Origin of the sequence: Shimia sagamensis, assembly GCF_900182745.1 — a bacterium.
In the GTDB taxonomy this organism is placed as follows: Bacteria; Pseudomonadota; Alphaproteobacteria; order Rhodobacterales; family Rhodobacteraceae; genus Shimia; species Shimia sagamensis.
Genome location: NZ_FXTY01000003.1, coordinates 527,012 through 544,107, shown reverse-complemented (window position 1 = coordinate 544,107; position 17,096 = coordinate 527,012). Strand labels below are relative to the sequence as shown.

Here is a 17,096-nt window from a genome sequence, read left to right as displayed (position 1 = left end):
ATCGCTGCGGTCAGCGTGGTTTTGCCGTGGTCAACGTGACCAATGGTGCCGATGTTGCAGTGCGGTTTACTGCGCTCAAACTTTTCCTTAGCCATGATGGCCTCCTTAATGTTGAGGTGGGAAGCGGGCGGCCCGCTTCCCGAATTTTATTATGCGTATTTCGCTTGGATCTCTTCAGAGATGGCATGCGGAACCGGATCGTAGTGGTCGAACTGCATGGAGAACTGCGCGCGGCCCGAAGACATCGAACGCAAGGTGTTGATGTAACCAAACATGTTGGCCAAAGGCACCATGGCGTCGATAGCAACAGCGTTGCCGCGAGGCTCCTGACCAGTCACCTGGCCACGACGAGACGTCAGATCGCCAATGATGCCACCAGTGTAATCTTCTGGTGTAATCACTTCGACTTTCATGATCGGCTCAAGCAGTTTTGCACCCGCAAGGCGCATGCCTTCACGCATGCACATACGGCCAGCGATTTCGAAGGCCAGAATGCTGGAGTCCACATCGTGGAACTTACCGTCAAGCAGCTGAACCTTGAAGTCGATCACAGGGAAGCCAGCTAGAGGACCGGAGTCCATGACCGATTTGATGCCTTTTTCAACACCTGGGATGTATTCCTTAGGCACCGAACCACCAACAACTTTGGACTCAAAGGAATAGCCTTCGCCCGCTTCTGTTGGAGAGATAAGCAGCTTCACTTCGCCGTACTGACCGGACCCACCAGATTGTTTCTTGTGGGTATAGGAGTGCTCGACTTCGTGACCAATGGTCTCGCGATACGCAACCTGAGGTGCACCAATGTTGGCGTCCACACCAAATTCACGACGCAGACGATCCACCAGAATATCGAGGTGAAGTTCGCCCATGCCCTTCATGATGGTCTGACCGGATTCAAAATCGGTTTCGACGCGGAAGGAAGGATCTTCTGCAGACAGACGCTGAAGGCCTGTCGACATCTTCTCCTGGTCACCTTTGGTTTTTGGCTCAACGGCAATCTCGATCACAGGATCGGGGAAGTTCATTGTTTCCAAAATAACCGGATCGGCAATCGAACACAGCGTGTCGCCGGTTGTGGTGTCCTTCAGGCCGCCCAGAGCGATAATGTCACCAGAGAATGCTTCGCTGATTTCATCACGGTCGTTGGAGTGCATGATCATCATGCGGCCAACGCGCTCTTTTTTGCCTTTGGTCGAGTTCAGGAAGCTGTCGCCCTTTTCCAATTTACCGGAGTAAATACGGGTAAAGGTCAACGAGCCCACAAAGGGGTCATTCCAGATTTTAAACGCCAGCGCGGAGAACGGCATGTCGTCGTCTGCACGACGCGCAATGTCACGAACTTCGTCATCATCGCCAGGTTTAAAGCCCATGTAATCAACAACGTCGAGCGGGCTCGGCAGATAGTCGATCACAGCGTTGAGCAGAGGCTGAACGCCTTTGTTCTTAAACGCGGAACCACAGAGAACAGGCACAAATTCCATCGCCAGCGTACCCTTACGGATCAGCTCACGCAGAAGCTCAACAGAAGGCTCTTCACCTTCCAGATAAGCTTCCATGGCATCGTCGTCCATTTCGACAGCCAATTCGATCATCTCAGCGCGCATTTCGTCACACTTGTCTTTGAGCTCATCGCGAATTTCGCGGTGCTCCCAAGACGCGCCCAGATCTTCACCGGCCCAAACCCATTCTTTCATGGTGACCAGATCAACCAAGCCTTCCAGCTCAGTTTCAGCGCCGATTGGGCACTGGATCGCCATAGGGCGTGCACCGGTACGATCAGCGATCATCTCAACACAGTTGAAGAAGTCAGCGCCGATTTTGTCCATCTTGTTGACGAACACAATGCGCGGAACCTTGTAGCGGTCAGCTTGACGCCACACGGTTTCAGTCTGAGGCTCAACACCAGCGTTGGCGTCAAGCAAAGCAACCGCACCATCGAGAACCGCCAGCGAACGTTCAACTTCAATTGTGAAGTCAACGTGGCCAGGAGTGTCGATGATGTTCATGCGGTGCTTTGGCGAATCCGCAGTCTCACCGTCTTCGGTGCGTTCCCAGAACGTGGTGGTCGCCGCCGACGTGATGGTGATGCCCCGCTCTTGCTCCTGCTCCATGTGGTCCATGGTGGCAGCGCCGTCGTGAACTTCGCCGATGTTGTGCGACTTGCCGGTATAGAACAGGATGCGTTCGGAACAGGTGGTTTTACCTGCATCGATGTGCGCCATGATACCGAAGTTGCGGTAGTGGTTGAGTGTATACTCGCGTGCCATTGGTCTAATGTCCTCTGGAAATTACCAACGATAGTGGCTGAAGGCTTTGTTAGCTTCGGCCATTTTGTGCGTGTCTTCCCGTTTCTTAACGGCAGTACCGCGCGAGTTCACAGCGTCCAGAAGTTCGCCAGCAAGACGCTCTTCCATTGTGTTCTCGTTGCGCTTGCGGGACGCGGTGATCAGCCAACGGATGGCCAATGCTTCGCGACGCTCAGGACGCACTTCAACAGGCACCTGATAGGTGGCACCACCCACACGGCGGGAGCGAACCTCAACCGATGGTTTGATCAGATCGAGCGCTTCGTGGAACACTTCCACAGGCGCACGTTTGATTTTTGCTTCAACGCGGTCGAGTGCGTTGTAAACAATTTTCTCTGCAACCGACTTCTTACCGTCGATCATCAGGTTGTTCATGAACTTGCTCAGCACCAGATCGCCAAATTTGGCGTCGGGCAGAATTTCGCGTTTTTCAGCGGCGTGACGACGTGACATCTCAGCCTCTCCTTCTTACTTAGGACGCTTCGCGCCGTACTTGGAACGACGTTGCTTACGGTCTTTGACGCCTTGGGTATCCAAAACACCACGCAGAATGTGGTAACGGACACCCGGAAGGTCTTTTACACGACCGCCACGGATCAGAACCACGGAGTGTTCCTGAAGGTTGTGGGATTCGCCCGGGATGTAGGAAATCACTTCGTAACCGTTGGTCAGGCGAACCTTTGCAACTTTACGCATCGCGGAGTTCGGTTTCTTCGGCGTGGTTGTGTACACGCGTGTGCAAACGCCACGTTTCTGAGGGCACTGCTCCAGGTGCTGCGACTTGGAGCGCTTGATTTTAGGCTGACGCGGTTTGCGGATCAGCTGTTGAATCGTTGGCATAGGGTCTCTTTCCTATTGCTTCCATTTATACGCCGGACCGAAGCCCAACGCGGTTATCTGATTTTTCACGCCTTGTGCGAACACAAGCGCAAAAACCGCAATCGTTTCCATTCCGAGGCAAACGACGCGGTGAGGTCTCAGCGGTTGCGGTCTTCAAAGTAGACCGGAACTTGACCACTACAGGTGTGAAACGGCTCAGGATACAGATGTCCCATTGCCGGATAAGCGCGCGTATATGGGGAGTCGCACCTCTTGTCAACAGCCGCCCCTGTTGCGCTTGGTGACGCGCCCTGCCAATGTGCGCCCAAGAACAAGAAGGGCAATTTCATGATCGACAGCAGGGACATGCAGGCCATCGGCCTATGCCGGTTTTCTTACCCGGCTTTGGGTGGGTTTCAAGTGGAACATGAGACCATCGAGGATCGGATTGCCTTTCTCTATGCCGAAGACAGATTGGAGGAGCGGTTTCAACTGATGGAGACCGTCGCTCTGCCCTGCTTGCAGGCGCAAACCGATCAGAATTTTGAAATGATCATTGTGATTGGCGACACGCTGCCCAAACATCACGTAGACCGCCTGCATGACATCACGGCCAATATCCCGCAGATCTCCATTGTAGCGCATGAACCAAAACCTCACCGCCCGTTGATGAAAGAGCTGATCAACGGCGCCCGCAAAGATCCCAAAGCGCCGTGTTTGCAATTCCGCCACGATGATGATGATGCAATTTCGGTCGACTTTTTTGAGCGCTTCCGCGAAGCGGTCAACGCCGTGCCGGGCTTGTTGGAAAACCGCTCCGTCGCGTTTGACTGGAACCGCGGCATCATTGCAGAAATGAGCGCCGACGGCATCGCGGCCACCGACACCATACGCAATCTCTATGTGGCGTCATTGGGCATGTATGTGCGTGGCGGTTGCCCCCTGACCATCATGAATTTCCGCCATGGCATCATGAACCAGTTTATGCCAACGGTGAGCTTCACCGACACGCCGATGTGGGTGCGCACCCACAATGGCTATAACGACAGTCGTCAGAAAAAGGTGAAACCCGTGCCGGTGGAACCACTGACAGTGGAGCAGGAAGCCGAGCTCAAAGCCCGCTTTGCCATCGACGTGGATCAGGTGCGTGCAACCTTTTCCTGAGACAGCTTGCGGCCGCGCAACAAGGTGAACACACCAGCGCCAACCACAATTGCAGCGCCGGTCAGCGTGATCGGGTCAGGCCAATCACCAAACACCGCAAAGCCAAGCACCAAGGCCCAAAGCAGGCCACTGTAACGGAACGGCGCAATGAAGCTGACTTCCCCCACACGCATAACCAGTACAGAAAACAGATAGCCCCCCAAAATGAACAGTGCCGCGCCACTCAGCAGCGCCCATTGGCGGCCATCCAGTGTCACCCAATCGGCGCCCAAACATGCCACGCCGGCAAAGGCCATCACCCCCAAAGAGGCAACCAACGTCACCGTCAAAGACGGCACATTGGCCGACATCTTTCGGGTTGAAAGATCGCGCACTGTGACAAAAACAACTGCGATCATTGCGTAGATTGCATATTCATCAAACCCTTCGGGACCGGGCCGTACAATCAGCAACATGCCGCAAAACCCGGCCGCAATCGCAGAAGCTCTGCGCCAGCCCACAGCCTCGCCAAAAAATAACGCCCCACCAAGAGTCACGGTGAGTGGTAGGATTTGCAGGATCGCCGTCACGTTGGCCAACGGCATGTGATAGAGCGCGGTAATGAAGAAATAGGCCGCCCCAATTTCGGCCAGAGTGCGGACGATCACCAACGCCCAGTCCTGACGACCAAGATTCCAACGCAGCTTGCCAAGGGATTTTGCCAGTCCCAAAATCAGGATGGACGCCAGTACACCGCGCAGAAACAACATCTGAAATAGCGGTACATCCATGCCCAGCGTTTTCACCAGCGTGTCGTTAAACGTAAACGCCGCCATAGAGCAGATCATCAAGAGAGCGCCCTTGGTGTTGTCTGACATTGCCGCCATCTGCCGCCCTTCCCTGAATGCAACCGCGCGAGACTAGGCCCGAGCTGCCCCCTTGCCAAGGCCACACATTCACTTTCAAAAAATATCCTCGCGAAAGGCAAAAGGGCCCCCGGCGCAATGCCGGGGGCCCTTCTAAATCAGGTCAGTGACGTGATCGAAGCTTAGTCGAAATCACGGCTTTCAGGTGTTTCCACCAAACCGCTGTCAAACACGTCATCCGCGCTCACGTCTGCCACCGGAGCCGCCAGTGCGGCGGCCGCTTCAGCCTCCTCACGACGCGCTTCGACAACCACGTTGTCACGCTCAGACGCGATGCGACGCACCTTCTGTGTGGCACCACCGGTGCCGGCTGGGATCAGACGGCCCACAATGACGTTCTCTTTGAGACCAACCAGCTTGTCTTTCTTACCTTGGACAGAGGCCTCGGTGAGAACACGGGTGGTTTCCTGGAACGACGCGGCAGAGATGAACGACCGGGTCTGAAGCGATGCCTTGGTGATACCAAGCAGGATCGGCTCGCCTTTGGCTGGGCGACGCCCTTCGGACAGCGCCTTTTCATTGGCCGTGTCAAACTCGATCTTCTCAACGTGTTCGCCTTTGAGCAGCGTGGTCTCACCAGAGTCCTGGATCTCCCACTTCTGCAACATCTGGCGCACAATCACTTCGATGTGCTTGTCGTTGATCTTCACACCCTGCAGGCGATACACGTCCTGCACTTCGTCGATCATGTAATCCGCCAGCGCTTCAACACCCATAATGGAGAGGATGTCGTGCGGTGCCGGGTTACCGTCCATGATGTAGTCACCCTTCTGCACGAAGTCGCCTTCCTGCACCGGGATGTGTTTGCCCTTGGGCACCATGTATTCCACGGTCTCCATGGATTCATCAGACGGCTCAATGCCAATGCGACGCTTGTTCTTGTAGTCGCGGCCAAAGCGCACGTAGCCATCGATTTCGGCGATGATCGCGTGGTCTTTTGGACGACGAGCTTCGAACAGTTCGGCCACACGTGGCAGACCACCGGTGATGTCCTTGGTTTTGGCGCCCTCACGCGGGATACGCGCGATAACGTCACCAGCCTTCACATCCTGCACGTCTTCAATCGACAGAACAGCATCCACAGACATTGGGTAGTGCACTGGGTTGCCTGCATCGTTGCGCACGGGCTCGCCATCTGCATCCACCAGGATCACTTCTGGTTTCAGCTCGTTGCCTTTTGGCGCAGAACGCCAGTCAGTCACGATTTTCTGGGACATGCCGGTCGCATCATCGGTCTCGTCACGGATAGAGATACCCACGGTCAGATCGACAAACTTGGCCTTACCGTCTTTCTCGGCCAAGATTGGCAGAGTGTACGGATCCCATTCAAACAGCTTGTCGCCAAAGTTGACCATCTGGTCTTCTTTGACAAACAGCTTGGAACCGTAGCCAACCTTGTGGCTGGCACGCTCGTCGCCGTCTTCGCCTTGAATGATCAGCTTCATGTTGCGACCCATCACCAGGATCTCGCCATTGGCGTTTTCCAGGGTGTTGGCGTTTTCAAAGACAATCTTACCTTCCTGGCTTGCTTCCAAGAACGACTGTTGACCACCTTGCGCAACACCACCGATGTGGAACGTCCGCATCGTCAGCTGTGTACCAGGTTCACCAATCGACTGCGCCGCGATGATACCAACAGCTTCGCCGGTGTTCACCATGGTGCCGCGTGCGAGGTCACGACCATAGCACATGGCGCAGACGCCTTCTTCGGCTTCACAGGTCAACGGGCTGCGGATGCGCATGGTTGCCACGCCAGCTTCGTCAATCGTGTCCGCCATGCGTTCATCGATCAACTGACCATGGGCCACCAGAACTTCGTCTGTGCCTGGCTTCATAACGTCCTCAGCCGTAACACGACCCAGCACACGTTCTGCCAGAGACGCCACAACTTCACCGTCATTGACCGCCGCTTCAGCCGTGATCGCCGTGTCCGTGCCACAGTCATGGGCACGCACGATGCAGTCTTGAGCCACGTCCACCAGACGACGAGTCAGGTAACCGGAGTTCGCAGTTTTCAAAGCCGTATCTGACAGACCCTTACGGGCACCGTGGGTGGAGTTGAAGTACTCCAGAACGGTCAGACCTTCTTTAAAGTTCGAGATAATGGGTGTCTCGATGATGTCGCCGTTTGGCTTGGCCATCAGACCGCGCATACCGCCCAGCTGTTTCATCTGCGTAACCGAGCCACGCGCACCGGAGTGCGCCATCATGTAGACCGAGTTTGGTTCCGCTTCCGAGCCATCCTCATCACGCTGCGAAGAGGAGATTGTGCCCATCATCGCATCGGTGACTTTGTCATTACACTTGGACCAGGCATCGACAACTTTGTTGTACTTTTCGCCCTGAGTGATCAGGCCGTCCATGTACTGTTGTTCAAAGTCTTTCACCTGATCACGGGTGCCGTCCACGATGGTCCATTTGTTGTCTGGGATCACCATGTCGTCTTTACCAAACGAGATGCCAGCCTTGAACGCTTCGCGGAAGCCCATGGTCATGATCTGGTCACAGAAGATCACGGACTCTTTTTGACCACAGTAGCGATAGACGGTGTCAATCACGTTCTGCACGTCTTTTTTCCGCAGCAGTTTGTTCACCAACTCAAACGGCGCTTTGGAGTTCTTCGGCAGCAACGAGCCCAAACGCACACGACCTGGTGTGGTTTCGAAACGTTCAAAGACCTCCAGACCGTTTTCATCAAACTGGCGAATACGGGCTGTGATTTTGGTGTGCAGATGCACAACACCGCTATCCAGCGCGTACTGAACTTCCTCAATAGAGGAGAACACCATGCCTTCACCCTTCATGCCTTCACGCATGATGGTGGTGTAGTACAGGCCCAAGATCATATCCTGCGACGGAACGATAATAGGTGCACCGTTTGCCGGGGACAGAACGTTGTTGGTGGACATCATCAGAACACGTGCTTCCAGCTGAGCTTCGAGGCTCAGAGGAACGTGCACCGCCATTTGGTCACCGTCGAAGTCCGCGTTAAACGCAGAACAGACAAGCGGGTGCAACTGGATGGCCTTACCTTCGATCAGAACCGGCTCAAACGCCTGAATGCCCAGACGGTGCAGCGTTGGCGCACGGTTCAGCATAACAGGGTGTTCGCGGATCACTTCGTCCAGGATATCCCAAACTTCGGGACGCTCTTTTTCCACCAGCTTTTTGGCCTGCTTCACAGTGGAGGACAGACCTTTGGCTTCCAGACGGGAGTAGATGAACGGCTTGAACAGCTCCAACGCCATCTTCTTGGGAAGACCACATTGATGCAGTTTCAATTCCGGACCGGTCACAATCACCGAACGGCCAGAGAAGTCGACGCGCTTACCCAAAAGGTTTTGACGGAAACGACCCTGCTTACCTTTCAGCATGTCGCTGAGCGATTTCAGCGGACGCTTGTTGGCACCAGTGATCACACGACCACGGCGGCCGTTGTCAAACAGCGCGTCCACAGATTCCTGCAGCATCCGCTTTTCGTTGCGCACAATAATGTCAGGCGCACGCAGTTCGATCAGACGCTTCAGACGGTTGTTCCGGTTGATCACACGACGGTAGAGGTCATTGAGGTCAGACGTCGCAAAGCGGCCACCATCCAGCGGCACCAACGGGCGCAGCTCTGGCGGGATCACAGGAATCACAGTCAGGATCATCCATTCCGGGCGGTTGCCGGACTCGATGAAGCTTTCCACAACTTTCAGACGTTTGATGATCTTCTTTGGCTTCAGCTCGCCAGTGGCTTCGGCCAGATCGGCACGCAGCTGGTCCGCTTCAGATTCCAGATCGATTTGCGAAAGCATCTCACGGATCGCTTCCGCACCGATGTTGGCGGTGAACGCGTCCATGCCGTATGCGTCTTGCGCATCCATGTACTCTTCTTCGGTCATCATCTGGCCGTACTGCAGGTCGGTCAGACCCGGCTCGATGACAACGTAGTTTTCAAAGTACAGCACACGTTCCAGATCACGCAGTGTCATGTCCAGCATCAGGCCGATGCGGGATGGCAGCGATTTCAGGAACCAGATGTGGGCCACAGGCGCGGCCAGCTCAATGTGGCCCATGCGCTCACGGCGCACTTTTTGAAGCGTAACTTCAACACCACATTTTTCGCAGACAACGCCGCGATATTTCATGCGCTTATATTTGCCGCAGAGACATTCGTAGTCTTTGATTGGGCCAAAGATACGCGCACAGAACAGACCGTCACGTTCAGGCTTGAACGTCCGGTAGTTGATGGTTTCTGGCTTTTTGATCTCGCCGTAGGACCACGACAGGATCCGCTCAGGAGACGCGAGAGATACTTTGATCTCATCGAAAGTCTTCTGTGGGGCCAGTGGGTTAAACGGGTTGTTCGTCAGTTCCTGGTTCATTTTGATACCTCAAATTTGGTTGGGAGGAGAGGGAATGGAGTGAGGGCTGACGCCCTCATTCACCTTCCTCCGTATCCAGGAGTTCCATATTCAGGCCGAGGCCCCGAACTTCTTTCACCAGAACGTTGAACGATTCTGGGACGCCCGCTTCGAAGTTGTCCTCGCCCTTGACGATGCTTTCATAGACCTTGGTCCGGCCTGCCACGTCATCCGACTTCACGGTCAGCATTTCCTGCAGCGTGTAGGCGGCGCCGTAAGCTTCCAGAGCCCAGACTTCCATCTCACCAAAGCGCTGACCACCGAACTGTGCCTTACCACCCAGCGGCTGCTGTGTGACCAAGGAGTACGGACCAGTGGAACGCGCGTGGATTTTGTCATCCACAAGGTGGTGCAGTTTCAGCAGGTACTTGATGCCCACAGTCACAGGGCGGGCAAACTGCTCACCTGTGCGGCCATCAAACAGAACCGACTGACCGCTTTCAGAGAAGCCAGCACGCACCAGAGCGTTGTTCACGTCGCCTTCTTTGGCGCCGTCAAACACTGGTGTCGCGATTGGCACACCGTTGGTCACGTTGCCGGCAGCTTCCAGAAGCTGACCTTCGTCCATGCCGGAGATGCCTTCTTCGTAGACATCATCACCATAGGCCAAGTGCATGGCTTCACGTACAGGGGTCAGATCGCCGGAGCGACGGTATTCCTGCAGCGCTTCGTCCACGTTCACACCCAGACCACGTGCGGCCCAACCCATGTGGGTTTCAAGGATCTGACCAACGTTCATACGCGAAGGCACACCCAGTGGGTTCAGACAGAAGTCAACCGGCGTACCGTCTGCGAGGAACGGCATGTCTTCCATAGGCACAACCTTGGAAATAACACCTTTGTTCCCGTGACGACCGGCCATTTTATCACCCGGCTGAAGCTTACGCTTCACGGCGATGAAGACTTTGACCATCTTCATCACACCTGGTGGCAGATCGTCGCCACGACGGACTTTCTCAACTTTGTCCTCAAAACGGTGCTCAAGCGCACGTTTCTGGATCTCGTACTGCTCGTTCAGGGCCTCAACAACCTGTGCATCAGCTTCTTCAGCCAATGCCAGCTGCCACCACTGACCGCGGCTCATCGACGCCAGCAACTCTTCGGAGATCTCAGAGTTGGCTTTCACGCCTTTAGGGCCCTTCACGGCCACTTTGCCAAGCACCATGCCTTTAAGACGGGCGTAGATGTTGCGGTCCAGGATCGCCAGTTCGTCGTCGCGGTCACGCGCCAGACGTTCGATCTCTTCACGCTCGATCTGCAGTGCACGTTCGTCTTTTTCCACACCGTGGCGGTTAAAGACACGTACTTCCACAACCGTACCAAAGTCACCCGGCTTCACACGCAACGAGGTGTCACGTACGTCAGAGGCTTTCTCACCAAAGATGGCGCGCAGAAGCTTTTCTTCCGGCGTCATTGGGCTTTCGCCTTTTGGTGTGATCTTACCCACCAGAATGTCGCCCGGCTCAACGTCCGCACCGATGTATACGATGCCCGCCTCGTCGAGGTTGCGCAGCGCTTCTTCACCGACGTTTGGAATGTCGCGAGTGATTTCCTCTGGACCAAGCTTGGTGTCACGTGCGGCAACTTCGAATTCTTCGATGTGAACCGAAGTAAACACGTCGTCACGCGCGATACGCTCGGAGATCAGAATGGAGTCTTCGTAGTTGTAGCCGTTCCAAGGCATAAACGCGACAACCACGTTTTTACCCAGAGCCAATTCACCAATGTCAGTCGACGGGCCATCTGCGATGACTTCCGCTTTGGACACTGTGTCGCCCACTTTCACCAGCGGACGCTGGTTGATGCAGGTGTTCTGGTTGGAGCGTTGGAACTTGCGCAGACGGTAGATGTCCACACCCGCGTCGCCCAGTTCCAGATCAGAGGTCGCACGCACAACAATACGCTGCGCATCCACTTGGTCGATGATCCCTGCGCGTTTGGCCTGAATGGCCGCGCCGGAGTCGATCGCCACTTTTTCCTCGATACCGGTGCCAACCAGTGGTGCTTCCGCACGCAACAGTGGAACCGCTTGACGTTGCATGTTCGAGCCCATCAAGGCCCGGTTCGCATCGTCGTTTTCAAGGAACGGGATCAGCGAGGCCGCCACAGACACCAGCTGTTTCGGGCTCACGTCGATCAGGTCAACGTTTTCCGAAGCGGCCAGCGTGTATTCGCCAGACTGACGGGTGTTCACGAACTCATTGGTGAACTTGCCGTTTTCGTCGAGCGAGGCGTTGGCCTGCGCCACGGTGTGACGCTGCTCTTCGGTTGCGGACATGTAGTTCACCTCATCAGTGACCACGCCGTTCTCAACCTTGCGATACGGTGTTTCGATGAAGCCATATTTGTTCACGCGGGCAAAGGTCGCCAGCGAGTTGATCAGACCAATGTTTGGACCTTCCGGCGTTTCAATCGGACACATGCGACCATAGTGGGTCGCGTGCACGTCGCGTACCTCAAAGCCGGCACGTTCACGGGTCAGACCGCCTGGCCCAAGCGCAGACAGACGGCGCTTGTGTGTCACTTCAGACAGCGGGTTGGTTTGGTCCATGAACTGCGACAGCTGCGAAGAGCCGAAGAATTCACGTACAGCTGCTGCCGCTGGTTTTGCGTTGATCAGATCCTGCGGCATGACCGTGTCGATCTCAACAGAGCTCATACGCTCTTTGATCGCGCGTTCCATACGCAGCAGACCTACGCGGTACTGGTTTTCCATCAGTTCACCAACGGAGCGCACACGACGGTTGCCGAGGTGGTCGATGTCGTCGATGTCGCCTTTGCCGTCGCGCAGCATGACCAGCGCTTTGATGCAGGACACAATGTCTTCTTTGCGCAGGGTGCGCAGCGTGTCAGGTGCATCCAAAGCAAGACGCATGTTCATCTTCACACGGCCAACCGCAGACAGGTCGTAACGCTCAGAATCAAAGAACAATGTGTCAAACAGGTTGGACGCAGCATCAACGGTGGGTGGCTCACCCGGACGCATCACACGGTAGATGTCCATAAGCGCGGTGTCGCGACCCATGTTCTTATCTGCCGCCATGGTGTTGCGCATGTAGGGGCCAACATTGACGTTGTCGATGTCCAGAACCGGGATGTCGGTGAAGCCGGCATCAACCAGATCTTTCACAGTGCCGCCGATCAGGTCGCCGTCTTTGTCATATTCCAGTGTCAGCTCGTCACCAGCTTCGACATAGATCGCACCGGTTTCCTCATTGATGAGGTCCTGGGAGACAAACTTGCCAACGATGTGCTCAAACGGCACCAGCAGATCGGTGATCTTGCCGTCGTCGATGATCTTCTTAACCGCACGTGGCGTGATTTTCTTGCCAGCTTCGGCAATCACTTCACCAGTCGCCGCGTCGATCAGATCTTGTGTTGGGCGGGTGCCGCGTACGCGCTCAGGGAAGAACTTGGTGACCCAACCTTTGCTCTTGTCCAGTTTGAAGTTCACGGTGTCGTAGTAGGCATCCATGATGGCTTCCTGGTCCAGACCCAATGCATACAGCAGGGTGGTCACAGGTAGCTTACGACGGCGGTCGATACGCGCGTATACGATGTCTTTGGCGTCAAACTCAAAGTCCAACCAGCTGCCGCGATATGGGATGATGCGGCAGGCAAACAGCAGTTTGCCGGAGGAGTGGGTTTTGCCTTTGTCGTGGTCAAAGAACACGCCCGGAGAACGGTGCATCTGAGACACGATCACACGCTCGGTGCCGTTCACAACAAAAGTGCCGTTCTGAGTCATCAGAGGCATGTCGCCCATGAAGACGTCTTGCTCTTTGATGTCTTTGACCGACTTGGCGCCAGTGTCTTCGTCCACATCAAATACGATCAGACGCAGAGTGACCTTCAGCGGTGCGCTATAGGTCATGTCACGCTGCTGGCATTCCTCAACGTCATACTTCGGCTTTTCCAGCTCGTAGTTGACAAATTCCAGCACGCTGGTTTCGTTGAAATCCTTGATCGGGAAGACCGATTGGAACACGCCTTTGATACCCTCACCGTCGGTGGGGATTTCAAGATCGCCGGATTTCAAGAACAGATCATAAGAAGATTTCTGAACCTCAATCAGGTTCGGCATCTCTAGAACTTCACGGATTTTACCGTAGTATTTACGTAGACGTTTCTGGCCAAGGAAGCTTTGAGCCATGGTCAATGTCACCTTTCGATTCATCATCAACAACATACCGTCGGGCCCCGGCACGTCGCGTCAGTGACGGCGTGGATCAGATCCATTCTCGACCCCGTCCCACCGGGGTCTCTCGATCAAAATCCTGCCTTGGAAAACCTCTTGCAGCGCAATTTGCGCAACCCAAGAGGCTTACCAAGCCGGGGTTTCACCTGTATTTCAAGGTCTTGTATTGTTTATGTCGTCTTTTGAAAGTGTGGGGTAAAAGCCCCAGGTCAGCGCCGCCTTATCCAATAAATCCGCAAAGGACAAAAGCGGCCCCGAATCGCTCGAAACCGCAAGAGATTACCGAATATTGAATCAAGCGTGTCTTTGCAACCCCTTGGGGCTTGACAAACGCCAAATCAGCCACCGCCTCTTTCTGAGGCCAGCCCCTGGGCCCAGCCCCGTTCTGTTTGCGCCGCCGAGGAATATTCACAATACTCCACCGCAAAACAAGCAACAACAAGAGAACTATATTTAAGATGACAGTCATTATTGCTGGCGGAGGCATCGCCGGGTTGACCATGGGCCTGACACTGCATGAAATTGGCGTGCCTTTTCACATTCTAGAAAGTGTCACAGCCCCCAAACCACTTGGCGTCGGCATCAACCTACAGCCGCCCTGCGTACGCGAACTCTTTGCGCTTGGCCTTGAGGACATGCTGGAACATGTAGGCGTGAGAACTCGCGACTATGGGTTCTACACCAAGACCGGCGTGGAAATTTGGACCGAACCACGCGGCCGGCATGCTGGATACAACTGGCCGCAATATTCGGTGCATCGAGGTGAGCTGCAAATGGGGCTGCTCGACGCTCTGATTGCACGCTGCGGCGCGGACAGCATTTCCTTCGGCTGCCGCGTGACAGGGTACACCAACACCAAATCCGGTGTGACCGCGACATATCAACAAAACGCAACGACCAAATCCCTATCAGGCACCTTGCTGGTGGCGGCCGACGGCGTGCACTCCGCCATTCGTGCGCAGATGTATCCAGAGGAAGGCGCACCAGTTTGGGGCGGCGCGATCATGTGGCGCGGCACCACCACAGCCCCCGCTTTCCTGAGCGGCACCTCCATGATCTTGGCTGGGCACGACACTCAACGCTTTGTCACCTACCCAATCTCTGCACCGAACCCAGAGACCGGTGATATGCTGATCAATTGGATCGCGGAGGCCAGCGTTGATCCAAACACACATATCCAAAAGGGCGATTGGAACCGCAAGGTGGATGCGGCACGGTTTGCCGACGACTTCACGAACTGGGATTTTGGCTGGATCAACATTCCCGAGTTGATCGCCAACGCCAACGAGGTGTTTGAGTACCCGATGGTGGACCGCGAACCTGTGGAGAGCTGGACCGATGGCGCCGTGACCCTAATCGGCGACGCCGCACATGCCACCTATCCCGTTGGCTCAAGCGGTGCAAGCCAAGCCATCATTGACGCCCGCCTGCTGGGCGCGGCGATCAAGGCCCACGGCACAGGTCACACGGCCGCTAAGACCTACGAAAATCAAGTACGTCCCATGGCCAACGCCATCACCCTAGCCAACCGAGGCAATGGCGGCCCAGATGCCATCATGCAAATGGCCGAAGACCGCTGCGCCGGAGACTTCACACGCTTAGACGAGGTCCTGCCCATGCAAGAACGCCGGGACCATGCCGACGGTTTCAAAAAACTCGCCCGCATTCGGGTGGAGGACACCAACACCCAGGCGCCGATCATCGCCTAAAGAAAAATGGGCGTCCTCACAGGGACGCCCCACTCCCCAAATACCACGGCCCAAATACCACTGCCCCTAGACCCACAGCCCCCTTTTCGGGCAGGCTGGATACAGTTCGTTTTGTACGCCACAGTTGGGAGCCTGCACTTTGTTTTTAACCTCGTCCCCGCGCACCGTCGGCCTGTCTGCGCTGATCACTGCAACCCTATGCGCCCCACTCGCGGCGGCCAATGCGTCATCAGACATCCCCAGATGGCTGCAAAAACACGTGGGCACAGGCGTTGGCAAAATCGCCCCCATCGTCTTAGACCGCGCCCGCGCGCATTACCTCGACAAACGCCGCAGCGGCACGGTCAAAAACCCCTGTTACTTTGCCATGGACGCCACCCGCCCCAGCACAGCAGATGACGGCAGCGCCCTGCCCCGGTTTTATGTGATTTGTGAGAAATCAAAGACCTTCAAGGCGGTCTCCTCCGGCTACGGCAACGGTCGCAAACTGGCCAAAGCCAACTTTGCCAATGGCCGCCAGTGCGCCCGCAATTTCAGCAATGCCGAAGGCTCCAAGCTCACCGCTGGCGGCGCCTATATCACCGCAGAATCCCGCACGTCTTTTAAAGGCTACTACCAAAGCGGCTCCAGCAAGAAACCCTTCTTGCGCACCTTTCTGCTGTTTGACGGCGAAGGCGAAACCAGCAACGCCCGCGAGCGCGCCATTGGCGGGCACCGCGCCATGTTCCTGCGCTGGCAATGCCGGATGGAACGCCCCCAAAGCACCCATGCGGATGACGACGGTTTTGTCCCTTTCGGAAAACTTGTGAACTACACATCCGGCCGCAGCAACGGCTGCACAACCTGGTCAAAACCGGCCACCGACGAGATCCTGAAGATTGCTGACGGCAAGCCAACAACGCTCTACATCTACCCGTCGTCCAAAGACATCAACGCCGTGGCCAAGGCAATCCAGCGCGGAAAATCACCGCAACAGGCGGGCCACTACTGGCACGCTGCCTGCCTCAAAACCATTGGCGTTCCGAAATTTTGGCCCAAGAAGACCCTGCAACCGATCATCAACGACTGGCGAGACTCACTGCCAAAACAGCCACCATTGGAGCTGCCGCTATGTAAGTAGGCCAGCGCCCAAACAGAAACAGGCGCCCCCGGAGGGACGCCTGCAATAACTCGACGATAGGTCGAATTACTTAACTTCGACTTCCGCGCCAGCTGCTTCCAGCTTGCCCTTAACGTCTTCAGCTTCGTCTTTCGACACGCCTTCTTTGATCTTGCCGCCAGCTTCAACCAGAGTCTTGGCTTCTTTCAGGCCCAGACCGGTGATGCCGCGAACTTCTTTGATCACGTTGATTTTGGATGCGCCGGCGCTAACCAGAACAACGTCAAATTCAGTTTTTTCTTCTTCAGCTGCGCCACCGGCGTCGCCGCCAGCTGCCATTACAACTGCGCCGCCAGCGGCGGGCTCGATGCCATACTCGTCTTTGAGGATGGTTTTCAGTTCTTGTGCTTCCAGCAGGGTCAGACCCACGATGCTTTCTGCGAGTGCTTTCAGATCAGCCATTTTAGACTCTTTCCGTTCTTAGGTA

11 protein-coding genes are annotated in these 17,096 nt (G+C 55.5%); 3 read left to right on the top strand and 8 right to left on the bottom strand.

The annotated features are described in order from the left end of the window. The 4 genes from QOL67_RS10800 to rpsL all read right to left on the bottom strand — a co-directional run. Positions 1-95 (bottom strand): GTP-binding protein (locus QOL67_RS10800; RefSeq protein ID WP_131822069.1); only part of this gene is annotated, 95 nt, incomplete at its 3' end. 54 nt (positions 96-149) lie between these two features. Further along, entirely contained in the window at positions 150-2,267 is a 2,118-nt protein-coding gene (fusA, locus tag QOL67_RS10795) for an elongation factor G (RefSeq protein WP_283425969.1), read from the bottom strand. Positions 2,268-2,288: 21 nt separating this feature from the next. After that, a complete protein-coding gene (gene rpsG, locus QOL67_RS10790) occupies positions 2,289-2,759 on the bottom strand; it encodes a 30S ribosomal protein S7 (RefSeq protein ID WP_283425968.1) in 471 nt (156 codons plus the stop codon). Between the two features lie 15 nt (positions 2,760-2,774). Next, the gene (rpsL, locus tag QOL67_RS10785; protein WP_054000841.1) at positions 2,775-3,146 is read right to left on the bottom strand and encodes a 30S ribosomal protein S12; all 372 of its coding nucleotides are present in this window, start codon (positions 3,144-3,146) and stop codon (positions 2,775-2,777) included. 345 nt (positions 3,147-3,491) lie between these two features. Between rpsL and QOL67_RS10780 the strand changes: the two genes are divergently transcribed. Then, a complete protein-coding gene (locus QOL67_RS10780; RefSeq protein WP_283425981.1) occupies positions 3,492-4,289 on the top strand; it encodes a putative rhamnosyl transferase in 798 nt (265 codons plus the stop codon). On the opposite strand, the gene QOL67_RS10775 is transcribed toward QOL67_RS10780, so the two are convergent. The 3 genes from QOL67_RS10775 to rpoB all read right to left on the bottom strand — a co-directional run bounded on the left by QOL67_RS10775 (position 4,265) and on the right by rpoB (position 13,756). After that, a complete protein-coding gene (locus QOL67_RS10775; RefSeq protein ID WP_283425980.1) occupies positions 4,265-5,146 on the bottom strand; it encodes a DMT family transporter in 882 nt (293 codons plus the stop codon). The genes QOL67_RS10780 and QOL67_RS10775 overlap by 25 nt on opposite strands. A 170-nt stretch (positions 5,147-5,316) precedes the next feature. After that, on the bottom strand, positions 5,317-9,564 hold the full coding sequence (rpoC, locus tag QOL67_RS10770; protein ID WP_283425967.1) for a DNA-directed RNA polymerase subunit beta': 4,248 nt from the start codon (positions 9,562-9,564) through the stop codon (positions 5,317-5,319). 55 nt (positions 9,565-9,619) lie between these two features. Beyond that, positions 9,620-13,756 carry a DNA-directed RNA polymerase subunit beta gene (rpoB, locus tag QOL67_RS10765; protein ID WP_283425966.1) on the bottom strand — a complete coding sequence of 1,379 codons (4,137 nt, stop codon included), beginning with the start codon at positions 13,754-13,756 and terminating at the stop codon, positions 9,620-9,622. A gap of 503 nt (positions 13,757-14,259) precedes the next feature. On the opposite strand from rpoB, the gene QOL67_RS10760 reads away from it, so the two are divergent. Together QOL67_RS10760 and QOL67_RS10755 are read left to right on the top strand one after the other, a co-directional pair. Beyond that, positions 14,260-15,510: a flavin-dependent oxidoreductase gene (locus QOL67_RS10760; RefSeq protein WP_283425965.1), complete on the top strand. Its 1,251-nt coding sequence runs from the start codon at positions 14,260-14,262 to the stop codon at positions 15,508-15,510. 139 nt (positions 15,511-15,649) lie between these two features. Beyond that, positions 15,650-16,630, top strand: coding sequence for a hypothetical protein (locus tag QOL67_RS10755; protein WP_283425964.1), 981 nt, complete (start codon positions 15,650-15,652; stop codon positions 16,628-16,630). Between the two features lie 66 nt (positions 16,631-16,696). On the opposite strand, the gene rplL is transcribed toward QOL67_RS10755, so the two are convergent. Then, complete coding sequence (gene rplL, locus QOL67_RS10750) at positions 16,697-17,071, bottom strand: 50S ribosomal protein L7/L12 (protein ID WP_283425963.1); 375 nt, start codon at positions 17,069-17,071, stop codon at positions 16,697-16,699. Positions 17,072-17,096 lie beyond the last annotated feature (25 nt).